Source organism: Microcystis sp. M_QC_C_20170808_M9Col (genome assembly GCF_007095495.1).
Lineage (GTDB): Bacteria > Cyanobacteriota > Cyanobacteriia > Cyanobacteriales > Microcystaceae > Microcystis > Microcystis aeruginosa.
The window spans coordinates 20105-42948 of sequence record NZ_SFBZ01000243.1; the positions used below are offsets into that span (position 1 = coordinate 20105).

General features: G+C 42.5%; 18 protein-coding genes. 10 read left to right on the plus strand and 8 right to left on the minus strand.

All coding sequences use genetic code 11. The features are described from left to right. Positions 1-134: 134 nt before the first annotated feature. From EWV68_RS14175 to cobW, 7 genes are all read right to left on the minus strand, one after another. Positions 135-581 (minus strand): response regulator, encoded by a 447-nt coding sequence (locus EWV68_RS14175; RefSeq protein WP_002758488.1) that lies wholly within the window; start codon positions 579-581, stop codon positions 135-137. Beyond that, the gene (locus EWV68_RS14180; protein WP_287170182.1) at positions 520-2826 is read right to left on the minus strand and encodes a sensor histidine kinase; all 2307 of its coding nucleotides are present in this window, start codon (positions 2824-2826) and stop codon (positions 520-522) included. The genes EWV68_RS14175 and EWV68_RS14180 overlap by 62 nt, the downstream gene beginning before the upstream one ends. Positions 2827-3171: 345 nt before the next feature. Continuing rightward, positions 3172-3945, minus strand: coding sequence for a hypothetical protein (locus EWV68_RS14185; RefSeq protein WP_061432274.1), 774 nt, complete (start codon positions 3943-3945; stop codon positions 3172-3174). 90 nt (positions 3946-4035) lie between these two features. Then, a complete protein-coding gene (locus tag EWV68_RS21920) occupies positions 4036-4263 on the minus strand; it encodes a hypothetical protein (protein ID WP_002784868.1) in 228 nt (75 codons plus the stop codon). Next, complete coding sequence (locus tag EWV68_RS14190) at positions 4260-4484, minus strand: hypothetical protein (protein ID WP_061432275.1); 225 nt, start codon at positions 4482-4484, stop codon at positions 4260-4262. The genes EWV68_RS21920 and EWV68_RS14190 overlap by 4 nt, the downstream gene beginning before the upstream one ends. Positions 4485-5092: 608 nt before the next feature. Continuing rightward, positions 5093-7144 carry a M3 family metallopeptidase gene (locus EWV68_RS14195; RefSeq protein WP_287170183.1) on the minus strand — a complete coding sequence of 684 codons (2052 nt, stop codon included), beginning with the start codon at positions 7142-7144 and terminating at the stop codon, positions 5093-5095. A 653-nt stretch (positions 7145-7797) separates the two neighbouring features. Beyond that, positions 7798-8832, minus strand: a complete 1035-nt coding sequence (cobW, locus tag EWV68_RS14200; RefSeq protein WP_287170184.1) for a cobalamin biosynthesis protein CobW — start codon at positions 8830-8832, stop codon at positions 7798-7800. 203 nt (positions 8833-9035) lie between these two features. Here cobW and EWV68_RS14205 point away from each other — a divergent pair, with 203 nt between their 5' ends. Continuing rightward, on the plus strand, positions 9036-9224 hold the full coding sequence (locus EWV68_RS14205) for a hypothetical protein (protein WP_002801713.1): 189 nt from the start codon (positions 9036-9038) through the stop codon (positions 9222-9224). A gap of 40 nt (positions 9225-9264) precedes the next feature. Here EWV68_RS14205 and EWV68_RS14210 read toward each other — a convergent pair whose 3' ends face one another. Continuing rightward, entirely contained in the window at positions 9265-11169 is a 1905-nt protein-coding gene (locus EWV68_RS14210) for a polysaccharide biosynthesis protein (RefSeq protein ID WP_287170185.1), read from the minus strand. Between the two features lie 390 nt (positions 11170-11559). Here EWV68_RS14210 and crtH point away from each other — a divergent pair, with 390 nt between their 5' ends. The 9 genes from crtH (at position 11560) to EWV68_RS14255 (ending at position 22732) form a co-directional block, all read left to right on the plus strand. Beyond that, the gene (crtH, locus tag EWV68_RS14215; RefSeq protein WP_287170186.1) at positions 11560-13071 is read left to right on the plus strand and encodes a carotenoid isomerase; all 1512 of its coding nucleotides are present in this window, start codon (positions 11560-11562) and stop codon (positions 13069-13071) included. A 207-nt stretch (positions 13072-13278) separates the two neighbouring features. Beyond that, positions 13279-14958: an ABC1 kinase family protein gene (locus EWV68_RS14220; protein ID WP_287170187.1), complete on the plus strand. Its 1680-nt coding sequence runs from the start codon at positions 13279-13281 to the stop codon at positions 14956-14958. A gap of 141 nt (positions 14959-15099) precedes the next feature. Continuing rightward, the gene (locus EWV68_RS14225; RefSeq protein WP_061432281.1) at positions 15100-15585 is read left to right on the plus strand and encodes a DsrE family protein; all 486 of its coding nucleotides are present in this window, start codon (positions 15100-15102) and stop codon (positions 15583-15585) included. A gap of 555 nt (positions 15586-16140) precedes the next feature. Beyond that, the gene (locus EWV68_RS14230) at positions 16141-17865 is read left to right on the plus strand and encodes a diflavin flavoprotein (protein ID WP_287170188.1); all 1725 of its coding nucleotides are present in this window, start codon (positions 16141-16143) and stop codon (positions 17863-17865) included. A 189-nt stretch (positions 17866-18054) separates the two neighbouring features. Next, positions 18055-18555: a phosphate-starvation-inducible PsiE family protein gene (locus EWV68_RS14235; RefSeq protein WP_061432370.1), complete on the plus strand. Its 501-nt coding sequence runs from the start codon at positions 18055-18057 to the stop codon at positions 18553-18555. Between the two features lie 242 nt (positions 18556-18797). Next, complete coding sequence (locus EWV68_RS14240; protein ID WP_287170189.1) at positions 18798-20543, plus strand: diflavin flavoprotein; 1746 nt, start codon at positions 18798-18800, stop codon at positions 20541-20543. A 117-nt stretch (positions 20544-20660) separates the two neighbouring features. Next, positions 20661-21380, plus strand: a complete 720-nt coding sequence (locus EWV68_RS14245; RefSeq protein ID WP_061432284.1) for a hypothetical protein — start codon at positions 20661-20663, stop codon at positions 21378-21380. 5 nt (positions 21381-21385) lie between these two features. Continuing rightward, the gene (locus tag EWV68_RS14250) at positions 21386-21658 is read left to right on the plus strand and encodes a hypothetical protein (RefSeq protein ID WP_061432285.1); all 273 of its coding nucleotides are present in this window, start codon (positions 21386-21388) and stop codon (positions 21656-21658) included. Positions 21659-21988: 330 nt separating this feature from the next. Beyond that, positions 21989-22732, plus strand: a complete 744-nt coding sequence (locus tag EWV68_RS14255; protein WP_287170191.1) for a DUF1995 family protein — start codon at positions 21989-21991, stop codon at positions 22730-22732. Positions 22733-22844: the final 112 nt, after the last annotated feature.

Sequence of the window (22844 nt, forward strand, 5' to 3'; positions counted from 1 at the left end):
GGAGAATAAAGCTGCCTCCTGCCGACCGCCTCCTGCCGACCGCCTCCTGCCGACCGCCTCCTGCCGACCGCCTCCTGACGACCGACTCCTGATAACTGATAACTGATAACTGATAACTGATAACTGATAATGATTCACTCCCCGGGTAAAGTAGCGGTTTCTAACCAAAAAGCCTCGATATTTTTGACAATTTTGAACAAATCGTTGAGATTGCGCGACTTGGTTATATAACAATTAACGTGCAGTTCATAGCTATAAAAAATATCCTCCTCGTTGCGAGAAGTGGTTAAAACCACCACAGGAATTCTTTTTAAACTGGGATCGTTTTTGATTTCCGCTAACACCTCCCGTCCGTCTTTTCTTGGTAAATTCAGATCGAGAAGAATCAGATTAGGACGGGGAGAATCGAGATACTCCCCTTCTCGACGCAGATAATCCATGGCGTTGACACCATCCCTAACGATAACTAATTCGTGCGGGACGGTGCTAGTTTTTAATGCCTCTTGGATGAGGCGAATATCAGCTTTGCTGTCCTCCACTAATAAGATAATTTTGTGTGGCACGTCCTCGCCAGCGCTCACGCTCGTTACCTCCTAGGGGAATTGTAAAATAGAAAACCGCTCCTTTACCTAATTGGGATTCTACCCAAATTCGTCCGCGATGACACTCGATAATTTTCTTGCAAATCGCCAAACCCATACCTGTGCCGGGGTACTCGTCGCGGGTGTGTAGTCGTTGGAAAATCACGAAAATGCGTTCGGAAAATCGGGGATCGATACCAATTCCATTATCGGTGACAGAGAACAGCCATTCCTCCTCTTGACGTTGGGCAGCAATATGAATAGTGGGAGTTGCTTTTCCCCGGAATTTAATGGCATTACCGATGAGATTTTGGAACAATTGCATTAACTGGGTTTTATCTGCCATGACAATTGGCAAGGGATCAACGGTGATTATAGCTTGACTTTCCTGAATTCTCCCTTTCAGGTTAGCGAGAGCTTTTTCCAGTGCCAGATTAGCATCGATGGTATTAAACTCTACCGCCTGCATATCCACTTTCGAGTAAGCCAGCACATCATCTATTAATGTTTGCATCAAACTGACACCTTCGACGGCAAAAGTAATAAATTCTTTAGCATCTTCGTCCAGTTCTTCGGTGTAGCGCATTTCTAGCAACTGCACATAGTTGGCGACTTGATTGAGGGGTTCCTGTAAATCGTGGGAGGCGACGTAGGCGAATTTTTTTAATTCGGCGTTTGATAGTTCCAAATCCCGCGCTAAACGTGCCAACTCATCGGCTTGTTTTAAGATGATATTGACGATCGCTTTTCGTAATTCTAGTGCTGCGTTAATTTCTACTGCTTTCCAGGGTAAAGATTTGAGACGAACAGTTTCTTTCCAGAGGGAGAAAGATTTACGCGGACAGAGACGAATATCACCATCTATGGCAGTCGTTTCCATCGCTTTACCCGGATCACCACCCCAGTTCACGGTTTGAATTACTTCCGGACGAAACCAGAGGAGATAATTACGTTTAGAAATGGGAATTGCTAGTAAACCACTGGCAATGTCTTTAAACTTACCCGCATCGGCATAAATTCGCGGTAAGGAATTGGTATAGTAAACATCTTCATGGACGTTTTTTTCTAGCCAAGTAATCAGATAATTTAGTTCTTCTTCGCTCGGTGTTACTCCAATTAAGGTATAATTGCCGCCTAAACAAATAGCGGCTCCCGTGGCTTTAGTTAGATCGAGCAGATTCGGTTTATGGGCAATTAATCCATCAATAAAGTTATTAGCTTCCGCCATATAATCGATTAATTGCGATTGCACAAAGCTTAATTTTACTCGATAGTCATAATCCTCGGTTTCTTCCCGTGCCGATATTTCCGAGAAAATTACCCTTCCTAAGAACTCACAAGCTTTACGGAGTTCGTAGGGTACATATTTAGGGGTGCGGTGATGACAGGCAATAATGCCCCAGAGACGTTTATTTTCAATTAGAGAAATGGTTAGAGATGCTCCCACTCCCATATTATGCAGGTATTCTAAATGACAGGGAGAAGCACTTCTAAGACTGGACAGGGTTAAATTTAAGGGTTGTTGGGTTTCGGGATGAAGACTAGGCACTAGATCGACGGGTTCAGAGGTAGCATCGGGAATCTGTCGAATCCAATTAGCACTTAATAAATTTCGTGCCGGGAGAGGGATATCGGAAGCGGGATAACGTAAACCGAGATAGGGTTCTAGTTGCTCTATTTTGTCTTCTGCTATCACATCACCGTTATCTTCTTCGTCGAATTTGTATAACATAACTCGATCGAATCCTGTCATTTTTCTGACTTCTTTAACGATGATATTACAGAAATCTTTCAGGCTACGGGTGGCTTCAAGTTTATCGATCGAAGTTTTGGCTAGGTGATAGAATCTCAGGAAAGGAATGTTTTCATAGGAAATAGCTGGTTCTAACTCTAAAATCAGCATTTGTTCGGCGTTGCGGTGGAAAATAGCATCAAAGACAGCAAAATCATCCCCTTTAACCCGCGCCCAAATTTTGGAGGGATTGATAGCATCAAAATCGTTATTTTCTATGGCTGATTTTAGAGGATCGATCTGAAAGGGATCGAAGATTTCCTCTAGGGTTTTACCGATAATTTCCCCCGGAGAAATACCCAATAAACTGCGGCTATTACTGCTAGTTTGGCTGACTTTTAGCTCCGGTTCGCTGAGAACTAAAAGCACCCCGTGCGGTTGAATTCGGTTATAGAGATGGATCGGTTCCCGTTCGAGCGAAGTTGGGTTAATTGTCTCGGTTATAACTTCCATGTGTATTGCCCCCAGAGGATTTTTGCCAAGTGGAAAACTCTTTGTTTATTAAAACTATTTCTTCTCACTTTCAGGGAGCGATCGAGAATAAATTTACTTCTCTTAATCCCAGTCCATCAAAAGTAATAAAACTTTAATTAATCAGTTATCTATCGATCGAGCAGTTCTGTTCAGTTCCCTTTATTATAATCAGTTTTTCTCTGAGAATCTAGGGTAATTTGTTAAGAATTAAGATTTAATGTTACAAGGGACGGATAATTCTTAATAAAAATATATAGTAGGGTGTGTTAGCGAAGCGTAACACACCAAAATCTAAGATTTAAATATGATAGCAACCCTTTTTTGTTAATTACCTGGAGGCAAAGTATTATTATTGGTGATCATTTCTGCCAGCTTATAAACATTGAGAGGGAGACTAATTAACGGATTAATCTTTTGTGCTTTTTCTGGAACTATTTTTGTTAAAAATTTCCATAACTTTTGGGATATATTGTTCTTGGTTTCCTTATCTTCACCTTCGACTTCATTAATTCCCACCTCGGTGAGGGTAGCCAAAATTTCCTTGCGAAGACCATTATAGCCAACGATGTAAAATTTGTTAAGAGCTTCTAGGACTTCATTTAATTTAATCAGCAGAAATTGTTTAAACTTTTGCGTAATTTTGCTATCTTCAATCATTTGAATTAAACCTAATATTTCTTCCCTTAACCTGTTCAAATCCTCTTTGCTTAAACATATTTCCTCAAAATCTTCTACACAAGAAGGAAGCCAATATAGAGCTTCCCAGTCAGGAGAGTTTAGTGGCTCTGCTAAAGAATTTGACCAAGGCATTTCAAGTCTTGGAAATACACTAATTAATTTACACTTAATTTCTTTCATAAGTTTTTTATAGGAAGACTGTTTGTTTGAAGAAAAATATTGTAGTTGATCTTCTATGTGAGAAATAAGCTCTAGCAATTTACCAAAACCTTGATAAAAAGAATCGGGATCATTTTTCACTTCCATTGCTCTTGATAAAACTTTTTGAACTGATTCGTTAGTTTCGTCTTGAGAACATCTTTGTAGGATAATTAATAAACGTTCGGCTGGATTATGAATCGGTAGAGGAGATGATTCCATAAATTTTATCAAAGGCTAGATTGGTGATGTATAGAACAATAGTATTGTAACCTATCATTGTCTATTTTTACAGCAAGTTTGAGAGCCTATTTATGAAAAAATGTTAAGTAGATAATGTGTTAAGATCGCTATTGTCGAAGTCCCAATAGTTTCAGAGTAAAAGACCCCACTTAACCTATTATGAGATTTTAAAGAAGGGGTGAAGGGGTTATCTGCTAACAAATGTAGAACCTCTGATACCTTGCTTTGTAGTTGAGGATTTTTGCTGATTAAGCGTTGAAAAGCTCTTTTAAAGCTTTTGTCAGCAACTAATTTCATTCTTCTTCATCCTCTAACAAATAAGCCATTATCTCTTCAGCACTGCCTTTTTTTGCTGTTCCCATTGCTAAAGATTTTAAGGTTTCTTCGCCATTTTTAGCCATCTCCTCCAGGCGTTTCTCAATGCGTCTTTTACGAATTAGCTCAAACAAATAATCTTGGTCTTCAATGGATAGACTCTCTACCGATTCGATCAGAGCTTGAAAAAATGCGATACTCATTAAAGTTTACTCCTGTTAGTTAACTTTTTTCCTGATATGCTAAGTAGCTGGTTATAATTAAATTAAAAATGGATTTTAGGTTCGATCCCCCCTGCCCCCCTTGATAAGGGGGGTGCCGATAGGCGAGGGGATCTGACAACTTTTAACGCCTACCTACTTATCACAATATATTCAAGTAGGGTGCGTTAGGCAATCCCTTGTTTTCAGGGAAAAAATCAAGAGCTAAATATTGCCGTAACGCACCACAAAGAAAAGTTTTTGGTGCGTTACGCTACGCTAACACACCCTACTGCCCTTGTTTTCAGGGAAAAAATCAAGAGCTAAATATTGCCGTAACGCACCACAAAGAAAAGTTTTTGGTGCGTTACGCTACGCTAACACACCCTACTGGACTGTTTCAGCTAATTTGGTGTATTAGAAAAATGCTATAAATTCTATAATCTAAGACTTTAAGCCGAAATCTATTGCCCTATTTTAGTTGAAACAGTCCAGTAGGGTGCGTCAGACAATCACTTGTTTTCAGGGAAAAAATCAAGAGCTAAATATTGCCGTAACGCACCACAAAGAAAAGTTTTTGGTGCGTTACGCTACGCTAACACACCCTACTTTTATAACCCGCTATGACGGAGGAGAGGCTCGGTACTAGGTTCGCGACCGCGGAAAGCTTTAAAAACATTCATAGGATGAGAACTTCCCCCCATAGCTAAGACAGTATCGCGAAAACGGCGGCCGATCGCTTTCACTGCTTCTTCGTTATCTAACCCCACTTCCTCGAAGGCGGCAAAAGCATCGGCGCTGAGAACTTCTGCCCATTTATAACTATAGTAACCCGCCGCATAACCGCCAGCGAAAATATGCCCAAAAGAACACAAGAAAGCATCTTCCGGTAGAGGAGGAATTATTGTCGTCGTCGCCGCTAAACGCTGTCTGACTTGTTTAGGAGTTTCGCCGCCATTGGGTTGATAACGATGGTGTAATTCCAAATCTACTAAAGACAAATGTAACTGACGCAGCATAGCCGAACCGCTCATATAATTCTTAGCTAGGAGCAGTTTTTGATAGTAATGTTCGGGGAGAGTGGCGCCGGTTTCGTAGTGTTTGGCCATACTCATTAAAGTAGGGCGATCATAACACCAATTTTCCATAAATTGACTGGGCAATTCCACCGCATCCCACTCAACGTTATTAATACCCGCTGCGCCAGAATAATCCACAGTGGTTAACATATGCTGTAAACCGTGGCCAAATTCGTGAAATAGGGTAGTTACCTCCTCAAAGGTCATTAAACTGGGGTTTCCGTCCACTGGAGGCGTTTGATTGCAGATTAAATAAGCCACAGGTAAACGCACCTCGGTGCCGGTTTTGGCCCGACCGATACAGACATCCATCCAAGCACCGCCGCGTTTTTCGGCGGGACGACTGTAGGCATCGAGGTAGAAATAGGCGATTTTTTCGCCCTTTTCGTCATTAATCTGGAAATAACGCACATCGGGATGCCAGATAGGGGACTGACCGTCGGCGGCGATAATTTCTACCGCAAAAATCCGTTTAGCGAGGCTAAATATGCCTTCTAAAACCCGTGGTAGGGGGAAATAGGGGCGTAATTCCTCGGCACTAAAGTTAAACTTGGCCTGACGCTGTTTTTCTGACCAATAGGCTATATCCCAATGCTTGAGATCGTCGGTTCCCGCAAAAGTTTTTAAGGCCTCTAAATCCTGTTTTGCCGCTTCATAGCTTACTTGCCGCAAATTGTCAAGCAATTTCTCGATTTCATCCACAGAATTGGCCATTTTCCTGGCAAGACTGACCTCGGCGTAGGTACTATAACCTAAAAGATGGGCCTGTTCCTGACGAAGTTGCAAAATGCGATCGATGAGGGGATTATTATCCAATTCTCCCAGATCGGCCCGACTAACGTAGGCTTTATAGAGTTTTTCCCGCAATTCACGATTATCGCTGTACTTCATAAAGGGGAAATAACTGGGAAAATCGAGGGTAATCACCCAGGGGCCGGTTTCGCTGCTGGCGTTAGTTTCTCCTTGGGTGCGGGCGGTTTGGGCGGCTAAACTAAGGAGACTAGGGGGTAAACCGGCGATATCTTCTGGGGTTGTTAGTTTCAGTTGAAAAGCTTTGGTGGCATCGAGGATGTTATTAGAAAATTTCGTGGTGATTTCCGCTAATTCCAGTTGAATCGCGTTAAATCTGTCTTTTTTCTCCCCTACTAATCCCACCCCAGCCAATTGAGCATCCCGCAGGGAAGCTTCGACAATGCGCTGTTGTGCCTCGTCTAATTGCCCCCAGCTTTCTCCTTGGCGCAGGGACAAAAATGCTTCATAAATGGGTTTACTTTGGCTTAAACGGCTAATAAACTCGACTACCTGTGGTTGTACGGTTTCGTAAGCTTGACGCAATTCTGGGCTATTTTTTACCCCCATCAGATGACCGATAATCCCCCAACTCCAGCTTAAACGTTCTTCGATCCGGGTGAGGGGTTCGACTAATTTTTCCCAAGTGGGGGCAATCTGCGCTTCTAGATCGGTTAATTCTCCAGCCAGTTCCTGCAAAAGTTGCGTCATGCCAGGGACAATCAGGCCGGGTTGGATTTGGTCAAAAGCCGGTAATCCTTGACCGGCAAGCAGCGGGTTACTGGTGTTCGTCATAATTGTTGGTCTGCAAGGGTGGGTAATCTGTATCTTTTACCACCCTAACCTAAATCCCTGACCATCTATCCAGGCGATCGAACGCCGGAGCTTTTTCAGTGGGGTGTGGGGTGTGGGGTGTGGGGTGTGGGGTGTAGGGTGTAGGGTGTGGGGTGTAGGGAAAGAAACCTCTTTCATCTGTGGGGGTGAAAATTTTTTCATTGGGACTGCCTCTGTTGATCAAAGATAAGCAAACATTATCTATTGACTGCGAAAGATTGAGAATATTTAAATTAACATTCCGCAATATTTATAAATTCTTAAAAATTAATTGAGAAAGATTTTTATTTAATAACGATGTTACAAGGGTTACAGCGATTTGATAGAATTTCATAGTCGGTTATTCTGTGCTTTTTTGGGCAGCAACGCTTGAAACCTTTGCCACATATAGAAGGTGATCCTAATTAAGACGGTTAAATCAGTCAATTTCACCCATAACGATGATCTTTTTTTTGTGTAGTTTTATTGCAAAAAAAAAGTTTTTTTGACAAAAAGCACAAAGTATGATATGGACAACGTATTTCTGGCTGCGAGTAATTATTGTAGAGGGGGAGAAGGGAGAATAAATAAAAATAATCTCCCTACCCCACAGCCTGTCCCTAGGAAAAACTTCTTCAGCAAACCCTAGTTAAGGCCTGCTCGATTCTCTGACCATCGAGGGAGCGGCCGATAAAGACCAAGCGGGTTTGCCGCATTTCCGTGGATTGCCAGGGTCGGTCGAAGAAAGAATCAAAACGATCGCCGACTCCCTGTAACACCATACGCATCGGTTTATTAGCCACGTTAACAAATCCCTTGACCCGATAGATTTCTTCTCGGGCTACCAATTCTTTAATCCGTTGGGTCAAAATTCGGGCATCTACGGGAGAATCGAGGCAAAACTGCACAGAATTGATCTCCTCATCGTGATCGTGTTCTTCCTCGTGATCATGATGACTAGGACGACTAGCTAAATTATCCTCGACGGCGGCATTAAATCCCAATAGCACATCGGGGCTAATTTGTCCATCGGCACAAGTAACTATTTTTACCGTTGATCGCAGTTGTGTTTTCAGCCAATTAATAATTTTTTCTAATTCGATTTCGCTGATGAGATCGGTTTTAGTTAAGAGTACCAGGTCAGCGCAGGCCAACTGATCCTCAAATAACTCCTCAATGGGCGTTTCGTGTTCTAAATTGGGGTCTGCTTGCCTTTGTGCCGTTAAAGCGTCCAAATCCGCCACCAGACGACCCCTAGCGACAGCAAAACCATCCACCACCGTGATTACTCCGTCCACCGTGGCACCGTTGCGGATTTCCGGCCAGCGAAAAGCTTGAACCAGAGGTTTAGGTAAAGCTAACCCCGAAGTTTCGATCAGCATACAATCCAACTGTTGCCGTCGCTCCAGCAATTTCTGCATGGTGGGGAGAAATTCTTCCTGCACTGTACAGCACAGACAACCGTTGGTCAGTTCCACAATATTATCGTTGGGGTTGTCGTCGCAGGTCTGACAACTTTTCAACAAATCACCATCAATTCCCACTTCTCCGAATTCATTGACCATAACGGCCACCCGTCGGCCTTGATTATTTTGCAGTAGATGACGGATGAGGGTAGTTTTTCCCGCACCCAGAAAACCCGTGATCACAGTAACTGGAATTTTGTGCATAGATAGAGCGATCGATCATGTTTCTAGATCAATCTATCAGACTCTCGGTCTAGGGTTGAGGGTTTCAGCGCTAATTCTTTAGGATTGCCCCACCAATTGCCGGACTGTCACAAACTAGCTGAAATTTTCCTAGTTAGTCGTTATTCTGGTAAAAGTTTCAGCCGGCTAAAATAATCGCTGAAAAACTTTTGTGGGAGTGGATCATGTTACAACGTCTTTTTTTAGCCTTTACCCTCGCTTTTCCTCTTTATTTAAGCATTGCTATTCAACAAACTTCTCCTCTAGCTGATAGAGTAAATCGCCCTTCTTCTCGCGGGATCAATAAAATTGAGCAGACGGTAAAAACTATCCAAAAGCAATTAAAACAAAAGCATTCGGTTCAATTAGATTAATAAATTTTGTCAAAAAGAGGAGAAGTAAAACTCCTCTTTTTTACTTTTTACTTGACAAACTACTGGCTATTTGCTGCGGAGGCCGGTATTCAGGAACTAAATCTTGTAGGGACTTAACTAGGCCTTGACGGTCATTAACTTGAATATAATTAAGCAGTTGTTCTAATTTGATTTGCAATTTTTCCCAAGCAAGAAAGTGTTCATGAGCGCAAAAAATCTTTGGGTGAGCGGTGGGACGAGCTTTATCGGTATCGATTAATAATTCTTCGTAGAGTTTTTCCCCCGGTCTTAATCCTGTGATTTCAATATCGATATCTTGTCCTAATTCCAAGCCACTTAAACGGATCATCTGTAGGGCCAAATCGTAAATTCTTACCGGTTCACCCATATCCAACAGGAATACCTCACCCCCCTTAGCCATGGCTCCTGCTTGCATAACCAAACGCACCGCCTCGGGAATAGACATAAAATAGCGAATAATATCGCGATGGGTGAGGGTAATATTCTTACGTTGGGCGATTTGTTCCCGGAAACGCGGCACCACGGAACCGCTACTATCGAGAACATTGCCAAAGCGGACGATAGCGCAACAGGTGGAAGTGTCGGGTAAAGCGGCCAAAGCTTGCACGACTAACTCAGCACAGCGTTTACTGGCCCCCATAATGTTAGTCGGTCTGACGGCCTTATCGGTGGAAATGAGAACTAAATTACTAACTGAATTCTCGATCGCGGTCTGAGCGACATTTAAGGTTCCCCAAACATTAGTGTAAATCCCTTGACTAGCATTGGCTTCCACAAGGGGAACGTGCTTATAGGCGGCCGTGTGATAAATTGTCTCAATCTGGTGTTGTTGGATGACTCGGGCCAGATGATTGCGGTCGAGAACATTGCCTAGATAGGCATACTTGCGTAAATCGGCATAATTTTCACTTAAATCGAGATCGATTTTGTAGAGGGAAAACTCGTTTAATTCGTAGATTACCAAGCATTTTGGCTTGAGGAAGGCGATTTGTCGGCATAATTCCGAACCGATGGAACCGCCCCCCCCAGTGACTAACACCGCTTTACCCGTGACATTTTTTCCCAAAAGTTCGGCATGGGGTAGAATTTCTTCCCGTCCTAATAATTCCGAGACATCGACACTGCGAATCTGATTGATGGCCGCTTCTCCCGATAAAATTTTTGAGAGGGGAGGGACGGTTTTAATGACGATGGGTAAAGTTTCTAGACTTTCGATGATTTGCCGCTTTTTGGCCTTGGCTACATTCGGAATAGCGAGAATAACCCAGTCAAAAGACCGTTTTTGGTGCAGTAATGCCAATTGAGAGGGGGAATAAACCCTAATACCTTGGATAACTCGCTGCTGCAAATCGGGATTATCATCAACAAAGGCCAATAAACGATAGTGGGGGTCATTTTGTAGGGAACGTGCTAATTGACAACCCACAACCCCCGCACCATAGATAACAATTGTCGGTTCCCTATCCACACTACTGACGTAAATATTCAGACGGTGAAAGACAGAACGAATCAATAATCTCACCCCGATAACCAATACTAGGGTTAACAATGCGTCGATAATCAGGACTGAACGCGGCAAAAAAGCATCCCCTTGAAAGTAGGCAAGACTGATTAAAACCCCTGAACTATAGAGAACCGCTTGCAGTACGGAGGCAAGAAACTCTAACCCTGTATAACGTACTACGGGACGGTAAATACCTCTGAGATAGAAAACTAGAACTTTAATAGCAATTAAGCCCAATATTTCCCCCCAAAAATGTCTAATTTGCTGATATTCGAGGCTAAGATTCAACCTAAGATAGAAGGCTAGATAGATGGTTAGACTAAAAATAAGGCAATCGGTGACCATTAAAAGAGATCGCTTCGATGACCTAGATAGGGAATTGGCTAATTTAAGGATTTTTTTGGCCAGTTTTCTATACATTATCCAATTGATTAATTAATTTTAGGTAAATTTACTTAGCTCCTCTCGACTTGGTGTGATAATCAGTGTTTATCGTTTCTAGTAGTCTTGCTAGGCAAGGCTTTGAAGACTATCTTTCCAGAAAATTATCCCTATTCTTCTTGCTTCCACACAGAAACAAGAAGAGCCAATATTCTTGATAACAGTAGAGCTGCCGAGCTGCCCGTCTTTCCGGAGATGATATCACCCAAACCCAATTATGTCAAGCGGCGGGATTTGTCAAGACTTTTTTTCCTTTTACCAACTTTTCATCTCTCCCCAAAAATTTTTTGCTCCCGCAAACTAGCCGATAAATCACCGCTAGTCAAGGTTAAAATCAAGAATTGACACAAAAATTTATCGAGTCAAGTTATGAGTAATCAGTACGATGCGATCGTGATTGGGTCGGGAATCGGGGGATTGGTGACAGCGACGCAATTAGCGGCAAAAGGGGCAAAAGTCTTAGTTTTAGAGAGTTATCTGATTCCGGGGGGCAGCGCGGGTTATTTTGAACGAGAGGGTTATCGTTTTGATGTGGGTGCTTCGATGATTTTTGGTTTTGGCAAAAAGGGGACGACTAACCTCTTAACCAAAGCTTTGGCAGCGGTGGATATGAGTATCGAAACCATTGCCGATCCCGTCCAGATTCATTATCATCTCCCGGACGGATTAGACTTAAAAGTTCATCGCGACTACGAACAATTTTTACAGGAATTAATTAGCCATTTTCCCGCAGAAAAAACCGGTATCCGGCGCTTTTACGATGAATGCTGGCAGGTGTTTAATTGCCTCAATAGTATGGATTTACTATCACTGGAAGAACCCCGCTATCTGACTAGGGTTTTTTTCCAGCATCCTTTATCCTGTTTGGGATTGGTCAAGTATTTACCCCAAAATGCGGGAGATGTGGCCAGAAAATATATTAAAGACCCGAAATTATTGAAATTTATCGATATGGAATGTTATTGTTGGTCGGTAGTACCCGCCGATCGCACTCCGATGATTAATGCGGGAATGGTCTTTAGCGATCGCCATTACGGCGGAATTAACTATCCCCGAGGGGGAGTAGGACAGATTGCTCTCAAGTTAGTCGCGGGATTGGAAAAAGCCGGTGGTGAAATCCAGTATCAAGCGAGAGTGAATAAGATTATTTTAGATGCAGGACGAGCGATCGGGGTAAGATTGACCAATGGTAAGGAATATTACGCTAAAAAGATTGTTTCTAATGCCACCCGTTGGGATACCTTCGAGAAACTACTCCCCCCGGAATCTCTCCCCCGCAGTGAAAAAAATTGGCAAAAACGCTATCAAAAATCCCCCAGTTTCCTCAGTTTGCATCTGGGAGTCAAGGCCGATGTATTACCGTCAGGAAGCGAATGTCACCATATTTTACTAGAAGATTGGGAAAATATGGAAGCAGAACAGGGAACTATCTTTGTTTCTATTCCTACCTTACTCGATCCCTCCCTCGCACCCCCGGACCATCATATCATTCATACTTTCACCCCTAGCTGGATTGATCAATGGCAAAAACTGCCCCCCCAAGAATATCAACAGAAAAAAGAGGCCGCTGCTCATCGTCTCATCGATCGCCTGAAAAAACTCTTTCCCAAACTAGATACAGGATTAGATTATATCGAAATTGGCACGGCCCGCACCCATCGCCGCTTTTTGAATAGAATCGATGGCAGTTACGGCCCAATACCGCGAAGAAAACTGTTAGGCTTGTTAGGAATGCCCTTTAATCGCACAGCTATTCCTAATCTTTATTGTGTGGGAGATAGTACCTTCCCCGGTCAAGGATTAAACGCGGTGGCCTTTTCCGGTTTTGCTTGCAGTCATCGTCTAGCGGTAGATCTCGGTTTGCCTCGTCCCAGAGATTAAAAGCTGAAAATCAGGATTTTTACCGGCGAATTCTTAAACCGGAAGGGAATACTTGACAGCGTTTCTCAGAAGGATGAAGCGCGTTTTTGCGACTGGAATCCTTACTTCGGCAAGGTTTAATTTATACTTCACCTTGATGAGAAACGCTGTAGATCGGTTTTGCTGATAACTGATAACTGATAACTGATAACCGATGACTGATAACTGATGGTTACTCCCTTTGATTCCCCCAAATCTTTACATTGGCAGCAAAGCTTGCGAGCGCCGATTGTTCGTCAATTGGAGATATTTAGCTTTACAATGAAGTTTTTGACTTTTTTGCTCTGGGATCGTTTAACGGGGGCTAATAGGGGCAAAAAACGGCAAAGGAGAGCGAAATGGTTAGTAGATCGCCTCATGAATTTAGGACCAACTTTTATTAAAATTGGGCAATCTTTATCGACGCGAGCAGATTTAATTCCGCTCGAATATATCGAACAATTAACCCAATTACAGGATCGAGTTCCCGAATTTAATAGTCAAGAAGCGATCCGAGTTATTGAAACAGAATTAGGACAACCCCTAGATAATTTATTTGCAAGTTTTACCGTGTCTCCCCTCGCTTGTGCCAGTTTAGGACAAGTGCATCGAGCGCGGTTATTAAGTGGGGAAGAGGTCGTTATCAAGGTACAAAGACCGAATCTGGAAGGACTATTTAATCTCGATTTTGAATTGTTGCATCGTCTCACCCGTTGGTTAAATATTTTCCCCGGGGTGAAAAAATATAATTTAGAAGCTATCTACCAAGAATTCTTTGAGCTACTCTTTCAAGAAATCGATTATATTCATGAGGGCAAAAATGCCGAACGCTTTCGGGAAAATTTTAAGAATTATCCTCAGGTAAAAGTTCCTTTAGTTTACTGGCAATATACCACCCGCCGGGTATTAACTTTGGAGTATGTGCCGGGGATTAAAGTGGATGATCGAGAGACTTTACTAGCTAACGGTATTAATGTAGATGGGATTATTCAACTGGGGATCTGTTCCTATCTCAAACAACTATTACAGGATGGTTTTTTTCAATCGGATCCCCATCCGGGTAATATGGCAGTCAGTCAGGAAGGGGAGTTAATTTTCTACGATTTCGGCACGATGTTCGAGTTAAAGTCCGTCGCTAAAGATCAAATGATTGAAACCTTTTTCGCTATCTTGAGAAAGGATACAGAAACAGTCTTAAAAACCTTGATGTATATGGGTTTAATTGAACCCGTTGTAGAGCTGCAACCCGTGCGAAATATCGTGCAGTTTCTCTTAGATGAATTTCGCGATAAACCGGTAGATGTGAGGGCCTTTGAACAAATTAGCGATCAAGTGTATTTAATGTTTAAACAGCAACCTTTTCGCTTACCTCCCCAAATGACTTTTATTATTAAATCTGTCACCACTTTGGATGGGATTGCCCGCTCTTTAGATCCCCAGTATAATTTATTAGCGGCTAGTCAACCTTTTGTGAAAAGTCTAGCGGTATCGGGAGGAACTACCAACACCATGCTTACCCTAACTAATCAAGCGCGCACTTTTCTTAAACAACAATGGCAAAAAGGTAATAAAAACGAGAGAATGATCCGTCAATTAGAGGAAAAAATCCAGCGAGGAAATTTAGTTTTTCAAGTTAAGTCACGGGAAAATGAACGACTTCTGAAAAGAATTTATCTGGGAATTAAAATATTAATTAATGTCTGTCTATTGGGATTTAGCATTATCTCAGCCATATTTTTATTAGACACCAACTATAGCAAACTGGCCATTATTCCCTTCAGTTTAGCTGGGTTATTTGCTTTATTTTTTCTGCGTTCTTCCCTGGCTTTATTGATTCAGGAAAGATTAGATAAAATGTTAGACAAGTAAAGAATTATCATTTTTATTAGTAGATGGTTTTTGTTATCGGCAACAAAAATTAAAGTTTGACGGGCTGTCTGTTGACAAGATTTCCAGAAATTATCATAATGAAAATGTTTTCATTGCACCCAGCAGCAAGAGGACAGGAAAATGTTGTTAAAATCTTTAGCCCTTAGTTCCCTGGTCGGATTATCCTTAGTTACATCTATCCCAGTCTTGGCTAATCCTTCCCTTTCTCCAGTACAAACTAACGAAGCAATAATTGCTGTCGGTCAACAAAAAACCGATTTATTTGTTAATTTAACCACCGATGATCCTTGGCGAGCTGCAATGGCCATTGGTGTCGCCACCAATATGCTAAAAAAAGGTCACTCAACCACTATTTTTTTGAATATTACAGGGGTACACTTGGCCGCGAAGACAATTCCTCAACACACTAACGGTATCACCGGTAAAACCCTGCAAGCAATGTTAGTAGATTTCATCAGTCAAGGGGGAAAAGTCTTAATTTGTCCCTCCTGTATGAAACAAGCAGCAATAAAACCTGAAGATCTAATTGCCGGTGTGGTGACAAGTTCCCCCGATTCCCTAGAAGCAAATTTATTTAACGAAACGGTTAAAGTAATTAGCTGGTAAATCTAGCATTTTCTAGAGAATCTAGAGACCTTAACAATAAGGCCTCTATTATTAGTAGATTTATTTTTGCTTAAAAGAGCGGCCGCTCTTGACTCAGTCGTTATACCATTTTTCTTGGTTCGTGGACCGCCCTCCCAGAAAGCTAAGCTGTTGACTATCTAGGGTTGGCTGAATATTACTGGGAGCCTTACTAGAAAACGGTTTTGGGACTTTTTTAGTCAAAAAAGTGCCAGAGACAAACGTTGAGAAATCGAGCCGAGGGACTCATACTAAATCCGTTGAGTATAGGCTACATATCAGGACAGGCACTCATGCAATAGGCAAGAGGCAAGAGGAGCAATAAATAATCAGTCTTTAATAACCGGATTTAGTATTCAGATCTTGATTCGGCAAGGCCAGCACTCAAATTAATACCCGCGACCATAGAGAAAAGGTTATATAAATCTAACTAATCATTTACTTGAGTAATTGGTATTTTACAAATCGCTGAAAGCAAGTCACCATAGGAATTAAGCAAATGCAGTTCCGAATCAAATCCTGTGGGAGATAAAAATTATGGTTGCTTTAATCACCCCAAAACCCGCTAAAACCAGCCGTTTAACCACACAAATCCAAGAAATCGCCGAAAATACTTTTACCTTGCGCTGTTTGGATTGGGATCGCGATCGTTTTGATATCGAATTTGGTTTAGAAAACGGTACCACTTATAACTCTTTTGTTATTCAAGGGGAAAAAACCGCCCTAATTGATACATCTCACCGCAAATTCGATCGCCTTTATCTGGAGGAATTAACTAAACTAATCAACATCAATCATCTTGATTATTTAATTATCAGTCACACCGAACCCGACCACAGTGGTTTAGTCAAAGAAGTTTTGGAATTAGTCCCAGAAGTTACCGTGGTTGGGGCAAAAGTTGCCATGCAATTCCTCGAAAACATGGTACACAGACCCTTTAAACAATTAATCGTTAAAAGTGGTGATACTTTAGATTTAGGCAATGGTCATGTCTTAGAATTTGTTTCAGCCCCTAATCTTCATTGGCCTGATACTATCTTCACTTTTGATGCTAAAACTGCCACCCTTTTTACCTGTGATGCTTTCGGAATGCACTTTTGTGATGATCAAATCTACGATCGAGAAAAAGACCTGCTAGAAGCCGATTTTCAAACCTATTATGACTGTCTGATGCGACCGAATGCTCGTTCAGTTTTAGGGGCAATTAAAAGAATCGAGAAATTTGAGATTAATCTCATTGCCACTGGTCACGGTCCCCTATTAAAACACCATATTTCTGATTGGGTGGGACACTATCAAACTTGGAGTCAAGAACAAACTTCTGCCGATACTTTAGTGGCTATATTCTTTACCCAAGATTACGGACAAAGCGAACATTTAGCTACTATGATCAGTCAGGGTTTGACCAAAAATGATGTGGTGACAGAATTAGTCGATATGAATAATGCTGATCCCCACGAAGTCAGAGAATTAATCAATCAGTCTAAGGGAGTTGTCATCGGAATGCCTCCCCAATCTTCCCTGACTAACCAGACGATTTTAAGCACAATTCTTGCTGCAGTTAATGGCAAACAAGCGGTAGGATTATTTGAGTCAGGAGGTGGGGAAGATGAACCAATTTTTCCCTTGAGAAATAAATTACAGGAAATGGTCGCGATCGAAGCTTTTCCTCCTCTTTTAGTTAAAGACAATCCCAATCAATCCCTCGATTTTATTGCCGATGAAGCAGGAACCGACCTCGGCCAATGGTTAAGCCGAGAAAAAACGATTAAACAAATTAAATCGATTAACAACGACTTAGAAAGAGCTTTAGGCCGTATTAGTACCGGATTGTATCTAATTACTTCCCAAAAAGCCGATTTATCTAGTGCCATGATTGCCTCTTGGGTGACACAAGCAAGTTTAAATCCTTTAGGTGTGGCGATTGCAGTGGCCAAAGATCGGGCAATGGTATCCTTTTTACAGCCTAGCGATACCTTTGTTTTAAATGTTTTAGCTGAGGATAATTACCAGAAATTAATGAAACATTTCCTCAAGCGTTTCTCTCCCAGTGCTAATCGTTTTGAAGGCATTAAAACCTATACTTCTAACAATGGATCACCAATTTTAGCCGATGCCTTAGCTTACATAGAATGTGAAGTAACCAGTCGTTTAGATTGCGGCGATCATTGGGTAGTTTATTGTACCGTTAATACCGGACGAGTTGCCCGTTTAGATGTCTTAACTGCTGTCCATCATCGCAAAGTTGGCAACCATTATTAACAGTTATCAGTTATCAGTTATCAGTTATCAGTTATCAGTTATCAGTTATCAGTTATCAGTTATCAGTTATCAGTTATCAGTTATCAGTTATCAGTTATCAGTTCACCGATTACTGGTTACTGGTTACTGCTCACTGAAAAATCCCCCCGACAGCTAACACCTAATTCTATCAATCTTAGGAGAAATAAAATGTACGAACCAATTAAAAAACCTTCCCCAATGATGGTGCGAGTAGTGCAAGTCTTAGAAATGATTCAAGATTTAATTGTTATTTCTCTCTGTATCGGTTTATTTAGCTTCATGGTGTTAGAAGTCAGAGAAATGTTTATGTCTCTGCTGCCACCGATTCAATTTCGGATTATTACCGCCGATATTTTATTCCTCTTAATTCTAGTAGAATTGTTCCGATTGTTGATTATTTATTTGCAAGAAAAACGAGTTTCTATCGGTGTTGCCGTGGAAGTTTCTATCGTCTCGGTTTTGCGAGAATTAATTGTCAGAGGAGTCCTAGAAACTAATTGGACACAAGTATTAGCTGCCTGTGCTTTTCTAATAGTTCTCGGTACATTAATGGTGTTAAGAGTTTGGCTTCCTCCCACCTTTGAAGGTATCGATCCTGAACAAAAAGTTTCTGAACGTTATCGTCAACATTTAGTTAAAGAATTAACTGAAATAAACAGCAAAATTTAGTCAGTTATCAGTTATCAGTTATCAGTTATCAGTTATCAGTTATCAGTTATCAGTTATCAGTTATCAGTTATCAGTTATCAGTTATCAGTTATCAGTTATCAGTTATCAGTTATCAGATAGGAAAATGGGGTAATAGGGTAATGGGGAGATAGAGTAATTTCCCCTAAAACCCTACTCCCCCAACACCCCACACCCCACACCCCACACCCCACACCCCACACCCAACACCCAACTTAACAATTATGACCACTAATACCTTAATTCCCAAGCCTGCTATCAATAATCGCCCCCGCGATGTTCAAACCGCCGAAATTGCCGATCAAACTTGGGTTTTTCGCGCGCGTACTTGGGACAGATTAAAATTTGAAATAGAATATGCTCGTCAACGGGGAACCACCGCTAATTCCTATCTTATCTCTGGCGATAAAACCGCCTTAATCGATCCTCCTGGAGAATCCTTCACCGAAATTTATTTAGAAGAAATTCGTCAATATGTACCCTTACATCGTCTCGATTATCTGATTCTCAGTCACGTTAATCCCAACCGTATCGTCACTTTAAGGGCATTATTAGCCGAAACCCATCAAATCACCCTCCTCTGTTCTAAAGCTGCCGTCAATACCCTTAAAAATGCCTTTCCCGATGCCCAAATTTTGGGCATACGAAGCGATGAAATCCTTGATTTAGGGCAAGGTCATCAACTAAGTTTTATTAATGTCCCTACGCCGCACTGGCCTGATGGTATCTGCACTTTTGACCAAAAAACCCAAATTTTATACAGCGATAAATTCTTCAGTGTGCATCTGTGCAGTGACGATATTTGGGATAAAAATTGGAAAGAATTAGACGCAGATCGTCGTTATTATTTTGATTGTCTCCATGCTGTGCAATCCAAAGCGGTAGAAACAGCCCTCGACAAAATTAAAGAATTTCCCGCCCAATATTATGCACCCGCCCACGGTCCGATAATTCGCTATAGTCTTAGTCGTCTTGCCCACGATTATCGTTATTGGTGTCAAGAACAAAAAACTCGACCTCTACAAGTGGCTTTATTATATGCTTCTGCCTACGGAAATACTGCCACCCTAGCCCGCTCGATCGAACGAGGATTATTAGAAAATGATCTGGCCGTAGAATCAATAAATTGTGAGTTTGCCACCCCCGCCGAAATTAGTCAAGCGATCGAAAATTGTGACGGATTTATTATCGGTTCTCCCACCTTAGCCGGTCACGCTCCTACCCAGATCCAAACCGCTTTAGGAATCGTTCTTTCCACGGCAGCAAAAACTAAATTAGCCGGGGTTTTTGGTTCCTACGGTTGGAGTGGGGAAGCTGTAGATTTAATTGAAACTAAACTCAAAGATGCCAATTATCGCCTCGGTTTTGAGTCTTTGCGCGTGCGTTTTAGCCCCACAGAAAGCAGTTTACAAGCAGGTTATTCAGCCGGAGAAACCTTCGCCCAGACCTTGAAAAAAACCAAAAAATTGCGGGTTCCCCAACAGGGAATGACCGAAACACAAATCGATCGCACTGCCCAGGCCGTTGGTCGGATTGTCGGTTCCCTCTCTGTTCTCACCACTCGTCAGGGGGAGGATCATGCTGGTTTCCTGACCTCTTGGGTATCCCAAGCCAGTTTTAACCCCCCGGGGCTAATTATCGCCGTTGCTGACGAACAAGCCGCCGATCGCCTAATTAACTCGGGAACCGCCTTTACCTTGAATATTCTCAAGGAAGGGCGCAATTTACGCCGTCATTTTTCCAATCGCATCAAATCTGGCGGCGATGTCTTTACGGGATTAGAAACCCAAGTCGGGGAAAATGGCTGTCTGATTTTAAGCGAAAGTCTCGCCTATCTAGAGTGTACGGTCAAAGAGCGACAACTCTGCGGCGATCGCTGGTTAGTCTATGCTACCGTCGAGCGGGGTCAAGTTTTGGATAGTAACGGTGTCACCGCCATCGGTCATCGCAAATCCGGTAGTCAGTATTAAAACTGGACTAGCGGGGCAAAGCTCCTGACTTTCCCCCCATCATCGAGATTTCTGGGAAACAAATGTTATGTTAGTATCTAAAGTTATCCGACCGGGCTATTTTGTCTTTGTTTCCCCATGAAAAAATTGCCGCTAATCCTATCGGTGGGGAGTGTCGCTTTATTGTTGGTAGGATGTCCAGCTTCTGACCAAGCTAATCAATCCCCACCGCCCAGCCAAGAAACCCCCACCCCCTCTCCCAGTCCCCCGGCTGCCCAACCACCTGCCTTTAGCGGTGCTGTGCAACCGGCCACCGAACCAACCCCCCCAAGGGTAGCGGGATTGATTCCCGCTACCGATCCTGACCAAAAACGGGCAGAAATTAATCGCGGTCGCAGCGATCCCTTTGCCCCTTTTCCCCTACAACCAAATATTACGATTACAGTGGCGGAAGAACCCCCAGCTGGGACTCCGGCGGCTACCGCAGCCGCACCCCCATCCGCATCCGTAGGCAATCGTCCCACTCCCAGACGACCGATAGTTAAAGCGCCGCCACCGCCACCGCAACCAACGGAAGCGGAAGAAGTGCAAGTATCGGGCATCGTCCAGTTACCTACCACTGCTATGGCGATCGTGAAAGCCCCCGGAGAAGCCACGGAACGTCGAGTTATCCCCGGTTCTACCCTCTCTAATGGTTTAATTTTAGTTAAAGCGATCGATACTAATCCCGATAACCCCTATATTGTCTTAGAACAATACGGTCGAACTATTACCCGTCGTTTAGGGGATGGTGTCCCCGAACCCGCCGCCGCACCGCAAGCCTCGATCAGCTATAATATTTCCGAATCAGGAGAATAAAACCCGTGCGATCGATTGCTATTCAACAAAAACAAACCATTATTTATCCGCGAATGCCCTTGGCTATCTATCGGGAGATAGCCAGCCATTTAGAACAGGTTCAGGGGGTCGAAACCCATCTCACTCCCCAGCAGTTCCAACAATTCGATTATCACCAAAGTCAGATCGGTAGTCTAGAAATTAACTATACCGAGACTTTTCAGGAAAGCGATCGCCCTCTGGTGACGGCAATTCTCGATTATTATGCCCAACGTCACGGCTCCTATCGGCTTTCCTAAGCTTTCTCTCCTCACCTTTTCTCCGATTACCGAATTTCTTGTTAAAAACTAAAGGTATTTTATAGGATTTATCTTAATGCTGGGGATGATGCCAAATCCCGTCATACTTCATCTAAATTTAAGTAGGGTTTGCGGCAAAAAGTACGGGCGAAGCATTCGGATAGAAAATCTACGGTTTCACCGATAGGTTATTGCCCGAATGCTTCGCCCCTACAGGACGTAGGGTTCATTCATGAATCAACCCTACCTTTTATAAAAATTAAAATCTTTCTGATTTTAAGCCACCGACGACCAGTGGTAGTCACTGATAACTGATAACTGATAACTGAAATGACCCTACCCAATTCCCTAGAAGAAACAATCCTGCAAGCAAAAGCCGCCGCTCAACTGGCTCTAGAATCGGGAGCTAGACGCATACAAGTGGAATTAGTTATCCCAGAAATTGCTCTACAAGCGCAAGCTTTAGCCCTTGATTTTGCCTCTATTTTTGACAGTTATGGTTCTGGTTTAAGGGTAATTTTTCCCGATACCGGGGCCGCCATGTTAGCCCGACGGGATTGGGGCGAAACAGTTTTTCAACTGGGAGATTTAGGTAGTCGTTTTATTCCCGTCGAAAACAAAATTAAGCCCGAAGATGAAGCTTTTTTAGTTGTTTGTCCCTCCTCGGTGGAGATTAATTCCGTAGAAAAACTCTGTTACCTTGCCGAAGATCGTCCCGTAGTTCTTCTAATTCCCCAATTGGAAGATGTATCGGTGGTGGGTATCGGTTACGCAGCCCGACAATTGCGAGAAAGATTTTTAAGTATCCTAGAAAGTTGTTATTATTTTCGTCCCTTGGAATCAGCGATCGTGTATCGTTCCTATCCTTCTTTGTGGCAAGTTTGGCTAGAAAAAGAAGACGGTTACGAGTTAATTTCCGAACAGTCCACTAAACCCATGGGCGAAGCTTTAGAAAATCTAATTCTGAAAGCTTCTAGTAATACTCCTAAGGATGGTTCTAATCCTGCTAATAAAGCCAAAAAGTCCGGTTTATTTGCCACTATGGGACGCTTCTTAAAAGCATTACAACAGTGACATACTCCCCCCGTCAAGCTACGCTGTGATGGGGGATTTTTGCCCCATTGCTGTTAGAAATTCTTGGCTTCTACAGATTGACCTCGATTGCAACTTTTATCCTTCTATTTTA